Source organism: Micromonospora sp. NPDC005173, assembly GCF_040608515.1.
GTDB lineage: Bacteria > Actinomycetota > Actinomycetes > Mycobacteriales > Micromonosporaceae > Micromonospora.
The window spans coordinates 1-13053 of record NZ_JBEXIK010000053.1 but is presented as its reverse complement, the minus strand read 5'-3'; the positions used below and the strand labels follow the sequence as shown (position 1 = coordinate 13053).

The following is a 13053-nucleotide window of genomic DNA, read 5'->3' as shown; positions in this document are numbered from 1 at the left end:
CGGCGATCCGTGAGGTACGGGCTGAGGAGGACGACGGTGGAGGAAAACGTACGGGCCGGGCGATGTGTGGTCGCCGTGGACGGGCCGTCCGGTTCGGGTAAGTCCACCGTCTCGCGGCGGCTCGCCGTCAGCATCGGTGCGCGCTACCTGGACACCGGGGCGATGTACCGGGCGATCACGTGGGCCGTGCTGCGCTCCGGCGTCGACCTCACCGACGCCGCGTCGGTGGCGAAGGTCGCCGGCGAGGTGGACCTGCGCGTCGGCACCGACCCCCAGGGGTACGGCGTGACCGTCGACGGGGTGGGCGTGGACGCGGAGATCCGCGGTGCCGAAGTGACCGGGGCGGTCTCCGCCGTCGCCGCGGTGCCGGCGGTCCGCGAGCTGCTGGTCGGCCGGCAGCGCGAGATGATCGTCAACGCCGGCCGGATCGTGGTCGAGGGCCGTGACATCGGTTCGGTGGTGGCACCGGACGCCGACCTGAAGGTCTTCCTGACCGCCTCCGAGGCGGCCCGGGCGGCCCGGCGCAGCGCCGAGGACGCCGCCGACGTGGCGGCCACCGCCGCGGACCTGGCCCGCCGGGACCAGCTCGACTCGACCCGCAAGGTCAACCCGCTGGCCCAGGCCCCGGACGCCGTGGTGCTGGACACCACCGAGTTGGGCATCGACGAGGTCGTGGCCCGGCTGCGTGACCTGCTCACCGAACGGAGCGTGGCATGACCGAGGGTGCAGGGTGGGTCGAGCTGCGTGAGCCCGACATCGCCGTCGAGGAACCGACCGGCCCGCAGCCGGTGGTGGCCGTGGTCGGCCGCCCCAACGTGGGTAAGTCCACACTGGTCAACCGGATCATCGGCCGCCGGCAGGCGGTCGTCGAGGACATCCCCGGGGTGACCCGGGACCGGGTGCCGTACGACGCACAGTGGAACGGCCGGGCGTTCACCGTGGTGGACACCGGCGGTTGGGAACCGGACGCGAAGGACCGGGCCGCCGCCATCGCGGCGCAGGCCGAGACGGCGGTGGTGACCGCCGACGTGGTGCTCTTCGTGGTCGACGCGATGGTGGGCTCCACCGACGTGGACGAGGCCGCGGTGAAGATGCTGCGCCGCAGCGCCAAGCCGGTGATCCTGGTAGCGAACAAGGCCGACAACACCTCCATCGAGATGGAGGCGACGTCGCTCTGGTCGCTGGGCCTCGGCGAGCCGTTCCCGGTCTCCGCGCTGCACGGACGGGGCTCAGGCGACCTGCTGGACGCCATCCTCGCCGCGCTGCCGGAGGCGCCGGCGATCGTCGAGAACCGGCCGCGCGGGCCGCGCCGGGTGGCGCTGGTCGGACGGCCGAACGTGGGCAAGTCCAGCCTGCTCAACCGGTTCTCCGGCGAGGAGCGGGCGGTGGTCGACTCGGTCGCCGGCACCACCGTCGACCCGGTGGACAGCCTGGTCGAGATCGGCGGTCAGACCTGGCAGCTGGTGGACACGGCCGGGCTGCGCAAGCGGGTCGGCCAGGCCAGCGGCACCGAGTACTACGCCAGCCTGCGCACCGCGGCGGCGATCGAGGCCGCCGAGGTGGCCGTGGTGCTGCTGGACTCCAGCGAACCGATCAGCGAGCAGGACCAGCGGATCCTGTCGATGGTCACCGAAACCGGCCGGGCGCTGGTCATCGCGTTCAACAAGTGGGACCTGGTCGACGCCGACCGCCGGTACTACCTGGACAAGGAGATCGACCGGGAGCTGCGCCGCATCCCCTGGGCGATCCGGTTGAACCTGTCGGCGATGACCGGCCGGGCGGTCGACAAGCTGGCCCCGGCGCTGAACAAGGCGCTGGCCAGCTGGGAAACGCGGGTGCCGACCGCGCACCTCAACCAGTGGCTGACCGCGCTGGTGCAGGCCACCCCGCACCCGGTGCGCGGTGGGCGCGCCCCGCGGATCCTGTTCGCCACCCAGGCCGGGGTGGCGCCGCCGCGGTTCGTGCTCTTCACCACCGGCCCGCTGGACGCCGGCTACCAGCGCTTCGTCGAGCGCAAGCTCCGCGAGGAGTTCGGGTACGAGGGCAGCCCGATCGAGATCTCGGTCCGCCCCCGCAAGAAGCTCGGCCCCGGCGGCCGAGGCAAGGCACACGGCTGACGTTCTCTCTGCAAAGTGCCGGATGGGCCCTCGCCCATCCGGCACTTTTCTACCCACCCTCCCACCCATCCTCCTAGGACGCTCTAGGGGTTGTGCGGTGATTCGGTGATGCCGCGACCCGGGTGGGGCCTGTGCGGACGGCCGGGGGCTGCTGCGCTAAGCTGTACCGGCTGTCGCGGGGGAAACCGCGCGGGGGCGGGACGTGGCGCAGCTTGGTAGCGCACTTGACTGGGGGTCAAGGGGTCGTCGGTTCGAATCCGGCCGTCCCGACGCAGGTCAGAGGCCATTCGGGATCTCCCGGATGGCCATTTCTGATCTTGTACAGCAGCGAAGTACAGCAACGCTGCCGCAAGGCGTGCCGGTGCATGTGTTCCATGGACTCCAGGACGAAACTGCTCAACCGTCGCATGCTGACCTGTACACGCGCGTCATCCCGCAGGCATAGCTGCACCGGCTGCCGGGGCGCGATCACCAGCTGGACACGGACCTGAGCGAGGTGGCGAAGGTGATTGAGCTTGACGGCTTCGACCCGTCGCCCAGGAGTAGCGAAGGGCCCGGAGTCATCCTGATCGACGGCCACGGCTTCGGCGCTCGGGCTAGTTGAATACGACGTCACGCTGCTGCCGCACTAACGCCGCCTGGTATCAGCGGAGCCGCCACCGGCGCCCGCTGGTACTTGGGTCAACCTCCGTACCCACGCTGCCCCTCGCAGAAAAGCCCCGCATGCCGGCTGGAGTCCGCGGACATTTCTGTAGCCGGTCGGTTCGCCCCCCGAATCGGGGAGCAGATAGGGAGCAACAGGGTGCCCTGAACGGCCTTGAACTGCGCCCAACGGCCGACGGTTGTCGTGAGGGGAGCGTTGAGGGATCGCCGGCGCAGTGCCGCGGAAGGCGTGGCCGGGAGCGCGGACGGCTGACCGAGGGATGGCTGTGACAGCAACGGGCCCCGGACGGCGGCGACTGGGTCCGTCGAACTAGGTACGCCGAGCCGCGTGCTGGACACCTGCACGATCATGGGCAGCCAGCCCGCACAGATCTTACAAACTAGGGGCCGGCGGTGGGGTGGCGCTGCCAACGCGCGTCGACGATGAGGACCAGGTCCAAGCCGTCACCAGCCCGTCAAGGCAGACCGAGGCGACCAATGATGACCACTGGGATGCACGGCGGTGAGTAGGCTTCTCGGTCATGCCCTCGGAGAACGTCACGGCCCACCCCGTGCAGCTGCACTACACCCTCACGTCGGACGACCTGCTAGACGGCTTCGCCGCCCATAACCGCAGCATCCCGCGTCCCTGGTATCTGCGGTGGCTGAGCACCCTACTGACGGTCGGCGTGCTCGCTGTCGTGTTCGTTTCCTCAGCGGTGTCTGGGAATGTGGCGGCGGGCACCGCTGTGATAGGTGCCGTCGTCGTGTTCATCGTGGTGGTGCCCGTCGCCGTCGGGTTCAGCCTGCTGCTGCGCCGGCTCTTCGGCGCCTCCCGCTGGATCTACCGGCTTCAGGTTCGGCAGATCATGCGCGGCAATCCTGCGCTGTCCCAGCCTATGCAGGCCTCGGTTACCGACACGGGGGTGCATCTCAGCAGCGCCGCCGGACAATCGACGACAAGTTGGGCCCAGCACCCACTGCACGTCGAGACGGATCGATCGTTCGTCCTGCTTGCATCGGAGCGGCGCGGCGGGGCAGTGCTCGTACTGCCGAAGCGAGGGCTTGAGGCGGCGGGCCTGGCACCGCTGCGGTCGTTGCTCTCCGCCCACTCCCGCCGGCTTTCCTGACCCGGACAGCGCCGTATCTGGGCGGACCCGTTGAGCAGGACCGGTGAGGCTGACCCTCCTGTGCCGAGTCCTGGCGGTGTGGGCTCATGCCGGTCTCGTAAGCCTTGGAGACCAGGCAGGCCTAAACTGTTTCAGGGGCAGACTGTACGTCCGGAAGGCAGGTCGCAGCGGGGTGTTGGTGGCAATAGATGAAGGGGTCCGGCCAGCCCTGCCAGCCCTGCCACGCTCCGAGCCTGCTCGCCGGCCAAGCGCCCCAGCCGTACAGCATGAAGTACGCGTGGTGCAGCGACTCCCACGGGAGGTCGTCGAGTCCGGCCAGCGGGTCGGCCAGTTGATCCATCCGGCGGTTCCACCAGCGGGCAGGGAGCCGATAGCAACGGCTGACATCACTCGTTGACATCAACGATGGCGGCCGAAGCTCGCCCGAGTCGTCCCCCGTCGCCGACGATGCTCTCGATCCGGCGAGCGCCGCCCCTCATACGTAACGCCGGCCAGACCGACGACGCCGGATGAGTGGAGTCAGTTGATCTCCAGCGCGGCCCTCGCCGTTCGCGAGGGTCGTCACCTGCGACGTGAGGAACTTATGCGGCCTCGTTCCCTGTCCCGCTCGATCCGACGTACCTTCTCCAGCTCGCTCGCCACCCTCGCCCTGGTCGGGGGCGCGGCGGTGCTCGCTCCGGCCGACGCGGTGGCGGCCGGGAAACTCCAGCCCGATCTGGCCGTCGACCTCATGATGACCAGCGTGCTGAACCCGGCGGAGGGCGAGACCTTCAACGCGGAGATCGACGTCCGGAACTACGGCCCTGGCGGGTCGGACCCGGTCAGCGTCACTGTCTCGGTGCCCTCGGGGCTGCGGACGACGACCCCTTCCGGCACCGACAGCGGCTGGGCCTGCGCGGTGGCGAGCACGACGAGCTACACGTGCTCGTACCCGGAACTGGCGGCTGGCGGTCGGGCCATCCGGCTGCACGTGCCATTCGTCGTGGCCGGCGCGACGCCGGGCAGCGCTGTGCCGATCACCACGACCATCGCCCCGCAGAGGCGGGAAGCGAACACCGACAACAACGCCGGCTCCGTCACGGCCGCGATCTCCGGCACCTGCATTATCCGCGGCACCGTCTGGCACGACCTGGACCGGGACGGGCAGCGCGAGGAGGGTGAGCCGGCGATAGCCGGAGGCCCGGACGGCGTGTTGAACGTGCGTCTGGGTGCTCGGCAGGGGCGGGCCATCGGCGGCGGCTCCGCCACCGTCAACCCGGACGGAACCTGGTCGATTATCGCCCGCACTGAGCTTCTGTACTCGGTCTGGCTGGAAGCGTCCGGCGCATACGGTCGGACCGTCGCCGACGTGGGTGACGACGCCACCGACTCGGACATAGTGACGTCGTACCAGTTCGAGCCCACCCTGCTCGTCGCCAGCGCCGAGTTCGAAGCCGTGCACGGCGGCGAGTACGTGGTCGACGCCGGCCTGGTCCCCCAGAGCTGAGCGGGTAGCCGCCCGCCCGAGACAACTCGGGCGGACGATGGTCCGTGCAATCCAGCGGCCGGCCCCCAGACCAACTACGCGGCAAGAGCCACCCCCTGAATCGCGGTCGCCTTCCGGCTAGACGAGCGGGGCTGGCGGACATCAAGAACCATTGGAGGAGTAGGAATGCGAACGCCGTTCAGGCGGGCAGTGTTCGGTGCCATCGCGGTGGCGCTGCTCGGCGGGCTCGGACTCACGTCCTGCGCAACTCCGGGCCGGAACGGCACGGTGGACGCCGGGTCGGCTCCGGTCGATACCTCGGTGACCGGCGCTCCCGGACCGACTGACTCCGCAAGTCCCTCCTCATCGCCTTCGGCTAGCCGGTCCCCGTCGCCTTCGGTGAGCCGGTCCACGAAGGCGTCTCTCAGCCGGTCGCCGTCGCACGTCCCGACGAGCAAGGCCGCGACGCCGGCCGCAGAGAGCAACATCGCCTCCCGGCTACACACCATTCCGGCCAGCACCCGCCAGCTCATCGTCGTCTACAGCAGCGGCTACGGTACGAGCGTCGCGTCCCTCGAGACGTTCGAGAAGGTGAACGGCGTGTGGCGGCCGAAGTTCGGGGTGATGAGCGCGCGGATCGGCACCAAGGGGTTCAGCGACAGCCATGTGGAGGGCGTCCCCACGACGCCCACAGGCGTCTATGGCATCGGCTCCACCATGTACGGCGTGCACGCCAACCCCGGCGTCAAGTACAGCTACCACCAGCTTGTGGCGAACGACTACTGGGATGAGAATCCCAGCTCGTCCACGTACAACAGCTTTGTGCATGGCACGAACCCGGGCGGGTACAGCGAGGCGCTGTGGCAGACCGTGCCGCAGTACAACTACTTCGCGGTCATCAACTACAACATCCCGGTGAGGGCAGCCACCCCGGCCCGCGGCAGCGGCATCTTCCTGCACGTCATGGGGAGCGGCGGTACCGCCGGCTGTGTCTCGTTGGCACAGTCCAACTTGCTCCGGGTACTGGAGTGGCTGGATCCGGACGCCTCTCCACGCATCGTGATGGCGCCCAGCCAGAACCTCGGCCGTTACTGACCGCCCCGAGGGCCGCGCGGTCGGCAGCCGAGGCAACGGGAAGGAAGCAAGACGGCGCCGATGCGTTATCGGATCGGCGGATGTGTTGAACCCGGTGTCGGGTCCGCGGTCAGATCGCTTGGGCGAGTTCGGTAACCGCAGCGGCGACCCGCAGTGGGGGCGGGGTGTCGACGGCGAGTTCGTAGTGGCCGCGGCACGCTCCTGCCGATGAGGCTGATCCTCAATCCTTGGCCGTGCCCTGGTGGTGGCGCTCGGCGAGTTGCTTCAGGTTCAGTAGCTGACGTCGAGCCATGATCAGGTCGCCGACGGACAGCCCGAGGGCGGCCCAGCGGGTGGTCTGCATGACGACCTTGAGCAGTAAGCGCGTGTCGTGCTCCTGGGGCACGAGGACGTAGGACATGAAGGCGCCCATGATGGTGCCCGTCAGCTGTTTCCCCGGGTCGACCGAGACGATCCTGCCCAGCTCCCGCCCGCCAGCAGTAGTGAATCTCTCTCCGACTTGCGGCTCGGGAAGGCCCACCAGCTCCCGAGGTGAACGGCGGCCAAGGTTATCGATCCAGTCATAGGAGTACGGCGCAAGCCGCACTTGTGCAACCCACGGCCACACCACTTCGGCAGACGCCTCGACGCGCACACCCCGCCACGCCTGCAGCGCGGGTGAGACGACGAAGTCGTCGCACGGATAGCAGCGCAATTTCTCGCTGTCGGTCACGCCCCACCGGTCACCGATCATGCATCTATCCTTCACCAACGCCCGGCATCCGGACATGGCGCCGACCGGGCGTCACGGTACGTGACGGGGCGTGCGGTGGCGCTCGATGCGCAGTCTTGCCGATGACAGTGACTGGATCATGAAACTTGGGACAGCGTGAGCGGTGCGCTCGTGCGGCGTGTCGTCGGCCAGCAGCGCCACTACCACCTACGGGCCGCCAGTACTCGCGCTTAGGTTAGGGGGCACAGAGCTGTGCTCGTAGCGTGTCGAACGTCCATTGCTGCCATCGTTCGGTCGACCAGCCGCGTTCGCGCACGAACAGCAGGTAGAGAGCCGGACTCAGCAGCGCGAACAGGATGTCGGCCGCCGTCTCGGCGGTGATGCCGGCTCGTGCATCCGGTTTGGTGACGATGGTTTCGGCAACCGTCGTTTGCACCTGGAGCCGGGGCCGCTCCCCGTCCGGCCAGAGCTGCGCGATCTCGGCGTCGGAGGCCACCGCGGTGGCCACCATGTCGGTGATGGCCGCCACGCGGTGCAACACCTCGCCGACGCCCCGGACATGCGCACGGAGCAGGGCGTCGGCGGTCTTCGATGCCAGGGCCTCACGGAGCCACGGCCGGTCCATTGTGGCGATCGGCTCATCGTCGCCTGCGATCGTGACGTCGACGAGCTCCTTGAGCAGCTTGCGCTTGTTCCCGAAAACGAAGTAGATCGTCTGGATCGCCACCCCCGCCCGGTCGGCGACCTCTTGCAGGTTAGTCGCGCCGTACCCGTTGGTGATGAACAGCTCACGCGCGGCGTCGAGGATGCGTCCCCGCGTCTCCGCCGCCCGCTGGGTCCGCGTCTTCATGCTCTTGACTTCAGTCACCGCAGTAGTCTATCTCTAGAACCGTTCACTAGAGGTACTTTCTAGAGATTGGTTCTGGCATGTCTGTCATCACCGTTACCCGATTCACGATCGAGCCTGACACTGCGGCCGCGTTGCGCACCCGGCACGCCGACCTTGTCGCCGCGATCAGGGCGGCGACCCCCGGCCTCGTCGAGACGCGACTCGGGCAGGTCGACGAGCAGACCTGGATCGGCATCTGGCGGTGGGACTCGGCCGAGCGTCTCCAGGCGGCCCGTCGGATCGCCCCCGAGCTTCCGGAGACCGCCGCCACCTTCTCGCTGGCCCGCGCGGTCACCGCCGATGATGTGGCTGTCGTCGATGAGCACTGAGCCGGTGCACGGCGAACTGGCGATCGAAGCCATCGGTCTGGTCAAGGCTTTCGGCGACCACCGCGCCGTCGACGGGGTGGATCTGGCCGTGCCCGCCGGCGGTGTCTTCGGCTTCCTCGGTCCGAACGGGGCCGGTAAGACCACCACCGTCCGCATCCTCGCCACCCTGCTGCGACCGGACGGCGGCACCGCTCGGGTGCTCGACCACGACGTCGTACGCGAAGCTGGCCGTGTCCGCGACCGGATCAGCCTGACCGGCCAGTTCGCCACGATCGACGCGGAGCTGACGGCGTTCGAGAACCTCACGATCCTGGCCCGGCTCCTCGGCTACAGCAGGGCCGGAGCCAGGACCCGCGCCGAGGAACTGCTCGATGGATTCGGGCTCACCGAAGCCGCTGGCACGACCGTCAAGACGCATTCGGGCGGCATGCGGCGCCGGCTGGACATCGCCGCCAGCATCATCGTCACCCCGGACCTGCTGTTCCTGGACGAGCCGACCACGGGCCTGGATCCACGCAGCCGCAACCAGGTGTGGAGCATCGTGCGCGCCCTCGTCCGCGAGGGCACCACCGTGCTACTCACCACGCAGTACCTCGACGAGGCCGACCGGCTCGCCGACCGGCTCGCCGTCATTGACCGGGGCCGGATCATCGCGGCGGGCACACCCGCACAGCTCAAGGCGTCGGTGGGTGCCGGAACCCTCCAGGTCCAAGTGCTTAAGCCCGACCGCCGGGCCGAGGCCGCGCGACTCCTGACCGGGGCCCTCGGCGTCACGGTCCAGACCGGCACCGACGACGGTCTGCTCTCGGCTCGGGTGGACGACCCCGCCCGTGCCTCGGTCGCGTTCGCTGACCTGACCCGGGCTGGGATTCACCTCACGACGTTCGCGCTCGGCCAACCCAGCCTCGACGAGGCGTTCCTGGCCCTCACCGGACGCAGCACCCAGGTCGGCACCGACGCAGCGGAGAAGGCGGCATGACCACGACATCGACGACGCCGGACATGATCGGCCAGACCCTCCCCGACGCCGTGTCGACGCGTCCGCGACCGCCGCGTGCCAGCGCGTTGTCGGCGTCCCTCACGTTCGCCCGGCGCGCCCTACTGAAGATCAAGCACGTTCCGGAGCAACTCGCCGACGCGATCATGATTCCGGTGCTGTTCACCGTCATGTTCACGTACCTGTTCGGCGGCGCCATGGTCGGCTCGACGCGTGAGTATCTCCAGTACCTCCTCCCTGGCACCACGGTCTTCGCGGTGCTGCTTATCACCGTGTACGCGGGCGTCAACCTCAAGACCGACATCACCACCGGCGTGGTCGACCGCTTCCGGTCCATGCCGATCTGGCGCCCGGCCCTCATCGTCGGTGGCCTGATCAGCGACGCCGGCCGCAACCTCCTCGCCGCAGGGATCGTCCTCGCCCTCGGACTCGTCATGGGCTTCCGCCCCGAGGGCGGTGCCGCCGGCGTTCTGTCGGCGGTCGCCCTGATCCTCGTATTCGCGTTCGGCCTCTCCTGGGTCTGGGCAACGCTCGGGCTCGTCCTTCGCACACCGAGCGCCATCTCGGCGGTGAGCTTCCTCGTACAGTTCCCGCTCACCTTCGCCAGCAACGTCTTCGTCGACCCGAAGACCATGCCCGGATGGCTGCGGACGTTCGTCGAGGTCAACCCGGTCAGCCTGCTCGTCGACGCCGTCAGAGGGCTCATGCACGGCACCGCCGAGCCCGACCAGATCGGCGTCGTGCTCCTCACGGCGGTCCTGCTCGTGGCGATCTTCGGTCCGTTAACCATGCGCCTGTACCGCACCCGCACGTGACCACCGACAGCGCTCACTCGCCGCGACCCATGCCCATGAGGAGTAAGACGATGCTGACCCGCCTCCACCTGCTCGCTGCCGCGACAGCGGTCACCACGACAACGTTGCTCGTCCTCGCCGCGCTCAGCTCCGCGCTGCTCGACGCGCACCATGCCGTCGACGTCCGGCGGGCCGTGCTGTGGGCACTGCTCGTCCTCGTCCCGGCCCTGCTGCTTACCGCAGCGACCGGTTTCCGTCTGGCCGACGCCTCGACTGACCCGAAAATCACGGCCAAGCGAGGCCGTATGCCGTACATCGCCGGTATCGGACTGTTCCTGCTGACTCCCGCCGCGTTCATCCTGGACCGGCTCGCCCTGCGCGGCGAGTTCGGTGCCGTGTACCTACTGGTTCAGACCGTCGAGGTGCTCGCCGCCGCGACGGCGCTGGCCCTGATGGCCGGCAACATTCGCGATGGCCTCCGGCTCACCGGACGCCACTGACCGCTTCTCAACCATCGCCGGCCGCACCGCGCGGCCGGCCTCGTCGAAGGGCACGCCATGCAATTCCTCGTGCAGCCAATCGGCACCGTACACAACAGCCGCATGGACATCGCCATCACCGACCATTGGGGGGCCGTGACCAGCACCATCACGGTGGACCAGCGGTTCGGTGAGGACTGCCTACTCGGCCTGGACGGGTTCTCCCACGTCGATGTCTTCTTCGTCTTCGACCGGGCGACGGAACGGCCCCACTACCGACCCCGCCCGCCGCGCGGCCGGGCAGACCTCCCGCCGGTCGGCGTCTTCGCCGACCGCGGACCCCACCGCCCCAACCGCATCGGCATGACCACCTGCCCCATCACATCGTGAACGGCCGGACACTCGAAGTGCTCGGCCTCGACGCCGCAACTGGCACCCCCATCATCGACCTGAAACCCACAACGATCGAATTCCAACCCACCGACATCCGGCAACCGGAATGGGTCACGCGCCTCATGACCAACTACTTCCTGCCATGACCCACGGCACGGCCTTCGAACCTGCCCACCGTCGAACAGCCCGACAACGAAGAGGATCCGCAGCGCTCTGCACTGATCAACTGCACGCTCATGTGTCAATCCCCTGGAAGCGTGGAGGGCTCCGCTATGCGGCTTGAGCCTCCACAGCTCGAGCCGTTGATCGTTCGTAGTCGATAGGTGAGCGTCCGTCGCAGACGGAGTGCCGTCGGCGGCGGTTGTAGAAGTCGGTTATCCAGGTGGCGATCTTGATTCGGGCCTCATTGCGGGTGCGGAACTGCCAGCGGTGGACGTACTCGACCTTGATGGTGGAGAAGGTGGCCTCGGCTACGGCGTTGTCAAAGCACGACCCGACCCGGCCCATCGACTGGCGCGCCTGCCACCGGGCGCAAGCCTTCGCGAAGTCAGCAGAGGTGTTCGCTGCCGCGGTCGCTGTGAAAGATCACGCCGGCGACGTGGCCGCCGCGGGTGACCGCGGCCATGTTCAACGCCGCCACGACGAGGCTGGCATCGTGATGCTCGCCCATCGCGTAACCGAGGATGCGCCGCGAGTAGAGGTCGATGACGGTAGCGAGGTAGAGCTTGCCCTCGCCGGTGACGATCTCGGTCATGTCGCCGCACCAGGCGACATCGGGTGCGGGCGCGGTGAACACCCGTTTGATCAGGTCCGGCGCGGCTGGGCGCTTGCCCTGCCGTGTCAGTCCCCGGCGGCGCCGCTTGGCCCGAGCGATCTGGGCCTGCCCCGTTTTGATGGACATCCGAGATCAGGGGACCTGGGGTCTCCGGGAGGATGTCCAGCATCATGGAGAGCATGGGAAAGAAGCGGCCACGGCCTCGGCGTTCGTTCACGCCGGAGTTCAAGGCCGAGATCGTCGAGTTGTGCCAGCGTGGTGACCGCACGCTCCGGCAGGTCAGCCAGGACTTCGACCTGACCGAGACGGCAGTGCGTGAGTGGGTCAAGCAGGCCGAACTCGACACCGGCGTCCGCGCCGACGGGCTGACCACCGACGAACGGGCCGAACTCGCACAGCTGCGCAAAGAGAACCGCAGGCTGCGCGAAGACGTCGATGTGCTCAAACGGGCGACGGCTTTCTTCGCGAAGGAGACCCGGTGAACGTCTTCCCGTTCATCGCCGCGGAGCAGGCCGGCAAGCACAACGTCAAACGTGCCTGCGAACTGCTCGAGGTCTCCCGATCCGCCTACTACCAGCAGAAAACCGGCGCCCAGTCGCAGCGCGAGCGGGTCGATGCCCGGCTCACCGACAAGATCACCGTGCTGCACGAACGGTCCAAGGGCACCTACGGGGCGCCGCGGATCCACGCTGACCTCACCGAGCAGGGGCTACGGCACGGCCGCAAACGCGTCGACCGGCTGATGCGCACCGCCGGACTCGCCGGCAAGAGCCCACGCCGCTGGCGCACGACCACAATCCCGGATCCGGCCGCCGGGCTCCGGCCTGACCTGGTCGGCCGCGACTTCCGCGTTGATCCTGGCGTAATCGATACCCGCTGGTGCGGCGACATCACCTACATCAACACGTGGCAGGGCTGGCTCTACCTGGCCACCGTCATCGATCTCGCATCACGCCGGGTCGTCGGCTGGGCCGTGGCCGACAACCTGAAGACCGACCTGGTCGACGCCGCCCTCGCCGACGCTCTCGCACGCCGCCGACCCGAGCCCGGGCTGGTGTTTCATTCCGACCGCGGCACGCAAGGCGGATTCCAGTGGTCGTCGCAACACCTCGATCAAGGGGTGTGCGAATGGGGAGACCACCGGGCTGGGTGACGGCGATGACGGGTCGAGCGGCGATGCGGTCACCAGGACGGCCTGACCTGAACGCCAGGGATGTCCAGCGACAGTTCTGGCGG

The 13053-nt window shown here is 68.5% G+C and carries 17 protein-coding genes, 1 tRNA gene and 1 pseudogene; 14 read left to right on the top strand and 5 right to left on the bottom strand.

The features are described from left to right. The first annotated feature begins 36 nt into the window (after window positions 1–36). From cmk to ABZV00_RS32795, 6 genes are all read left to right on the top strand, one after another. The gene (gene cmk, locus ABZV00_RS32820; RefSeq protein WP_355613432.1) at window positions 37–717 is read left to right on the top strand and encodes a (d)CMP kinase; all 681 of its coding nucleotides are present in this window, start codon (window positions 37–39) and stop codon (window positions 715–717) included. Then, a complete protein-coding gene (der, locus tag ABZV00_RS32815; protein ID WP_355613430.1) occupies window positions 714–2117 on the top strand; it encodes a ribosome biogenesis GTPase Der in 1404 nt (467 codons plus the stop codon). Before cmk ends, der begins: the two co-directional genes overlap by 4 nt. A gap of 196 nt (window positions 2118–2313) precedes the next feature. Beyond that, window positions 2314–2387 (top strand) — tRNA-Pro (locus tag ABZV00_RS32810). A 914-nt stretch (window positions 2388–3301) separates the two neighbouring features. Continuing rightward, window positions 3302–3889, top strand: coding sequence for a hypothetical protein (locus tag ABZV00_RS32805; protein WP_355613428.1), 588 nt, complete (start codon window positions 3302–3304; stop codon window positions 3887–3889). 583 nt (window positions 3890–4472) lie between these two features. Beyond that, window positions 4473–5375, top strand: a complete 903-nt coding sequence (locus tag ABZV00_RS32800) for an SdrD B-like domain-containing protein (protein ID WP_355613426.1) — start codon at window positions 4473–4475, stop codon at window positions 5373–5375. Window positions 5376–5753: 378 nt separating this feature from the next. After that, window positions 5754–6449: a L,D-transpeptidase family protein gene (locus ABZV00_RS32795; protein ID WP_355613424.1), complete on the top strand. Its 696-nt coding sequence runs from the start codon at window positions 5754–5756 to the stop codon at window positions 6447–6449. 109 nt (window positions 6450–6558) lie between these two features. Here the strand turns inward: ABZV00_RS32795 and ABZV00_RS32790 are convergent. The 3 genes and pseudogenes from ABZV00_RS32790 to ABZV00_RS32780 all read right to left on the bottom strand — a co-directional run. Further along, a pseudogene (locus ABZV00_RS32790) lies at window positions 6559–6642 on the bottom strand (IS6 family transposase); the annotation flags it as partial. A 27-nt stretch (window positions 6643–6669) separates the two neighbouring features. Continuing rightward, window positions 6670–7182 carry a polyketide cyclase gene (locus tag ABZV00_RS32785; RefSeq protein WP_355613422.1) on the bottom strand — a complete coding sequence of 171 codons (513 nt, stop codon included), beginning with the start codon at window positions 7180–7182 and terminating at the stop codon, window positions 6670–6672. Between the two features lie 214 nt (window positions 7183–7396). Continuing rightward, window positions 7397–8029 carry a helix-turn-helix domain-containing protein gene (locus tag ABZV00_RS32780; RefSeq protein WP_355613420.1) on the bottom strand — a complete coding sequence of 211 codons (633 nt, stop codon included), beginning with the start codon at window positions 8027–8029 and terminating at the stop codon, window positions 7397–7399. Between the two features lie 59 nt (window positions 8030–8088). Here ABZV00_RS32780 and ABZV00_RS32775 point away from each other — a divergent pair, with 59 nt between their 5' ends. Genes ABZV00_RS32775 through ABZV00_RS32750 form a run of 6 tightly spaced genes read left to right on the top strand, consistent with a single transcriptional unit; the run spans window position 8089 to window position 11188 of the window. Beyond that, on the top strand, window positions 8089–8379 hold the full coding sequence (locus tag ABZV00_RS32775; RefSeq protein WP_355613418.1) for an antibiotic biosynthesis monooxygenase: 291 nt from the start codon (window positions 8089–8091) through the stop codon (window positions 8377–8379). Beyond that, window positions 8369–9358 carry an ATP-binding cassette domain-containing protein gene (locus tag ABZV00_RS32770; protein ID WP_355613416.1) on the top strand — a complete coding sequence of 330 codons (990 nt, stop codon included), beginning with the start codon at window positions 8369–8371 and terminating at the stop codon, window positions 9356–9358. Before ABZV00_RS32775 ends, ABZV00_RS32770 begins: the two co-directional genes overlap by 11 nt. After that, window positions 9355–10191 carry an ABC transporter permease gene (locus ABZV00_RS32765; protein ID WP_355613414.1) on the top strand — a complete coding sequence of 279 codons (837 nt, stop codon included), beginning with the start codon at window positions 9355–9357 and terminating at the stop codon, window positions 10189–10191. Before ABZV00_RS32770 ends, ABZV00_RS32765 begins: the two co-directional genes overlap by 4 nt. 50 nt (window positions 10192–10241) lie before the next feature. Beyond that, on the top strand, window positions 10242–10670 hold the full coding sequence (locus tag ABZV00_RS32760; RefSeq protein ID WP_355613413.1) for a hypothetical protein: 429 nt from the start codon (window positions 10242–10244) through the stop codon (window positions 10668–10670). Between the two features lie 57 nt (window positions 10671–10727). Then, window positions 10728–11039 carry a TrmO family methyltransferase gene (locus ABZV00_RS32755; protein WP_355613411.1) on the top strand — a complete coding sequence of 104 codons (312 nt, stop codon included), beginning with the start codon at window positions 10728–10730 and terminating at the stop codon, window positions 11037–11039. Further along, window positions 11036–11188 (top strand): hypothetical protein, encoded by a 153-nt coding sequence (locus ABZV00_RS32750; protein WP_355613409.1) that lies wholly within the window; start codon window positions 11036–11038, stop codon window positions 11186–11188. Before ABZV00_RS32755 ends, ABZV00_RS32750 begins: the two co-directional genes overlap by 4 nt. Window positions 11189–11312: 124 nt before the next feature. On the opposite strand, the gene ABZV00_RS32745 is transcribed toward ABZV00_RS32750, so the two are convergent. Together ABZV00_RS32745 and ABZV00_RS32740 are read right to left on the bottom strand one after the other, a co-directional pair. Continuing rightward, window positions 11313–11549 carry an integrase core domain-containing protein gene (locus ABZV00_RS32745; protein WP_355613407.1) on the bottom strand — a complete coding sequence of 79 codons (237 nt, stop codon included), beginning with the start codon at window positions 11547–11549 and terminating at the stop codon, window positions 11313–11315. 40 nt (window positions 11550–11589) lie between these two features. Then, a complete protein-coding gene (locus tag ABZV00_RS32740) occupies window positions 11590–11943 on the bottom strand; it encodes a DDE-type integrase/transposase/recombinase (RefSeq protein ID WP_355613406.1) in 354 nt (117 codons plus the stop codon). Window positions 11944–11987: 44 nt separating this feature from the next. Between ABZV00_RS32740 and ABZV00_RS32735 the strand changes: the two genes are divergently transcribed. Both ABZV00_RS32735 and ABZV00_RS32730 read left to right on the top strand, forming a co-directional pair. Continuing rightward, window positions 11988–12299, top strand: a complete 312-nt coding sequence (locus tag ABZV00_RS32735) for a transposase (protein WP_221629431.1) — start codon at window positions 11988–11990, stop codon at window positions 12297–12299. Then, window positions 12296–12970 carry an IS3 family transposase gene (locus tag ABZV00_RS32730; protein ID WP_355613403.1) on the top strand — a complete coding sequence of 225 codons (675 nt, stop codon included), beginning with the start codon at window positions 12296–12298 and terminating at the stop codon, window positions 12968–12970. Before ABZV00_RS32735 ends, ABZV00_RS32730 begins: the two co-directional genes overlap by 4 nt. Window positions 12971–13053: the final 83 nt, after the last annotated feature.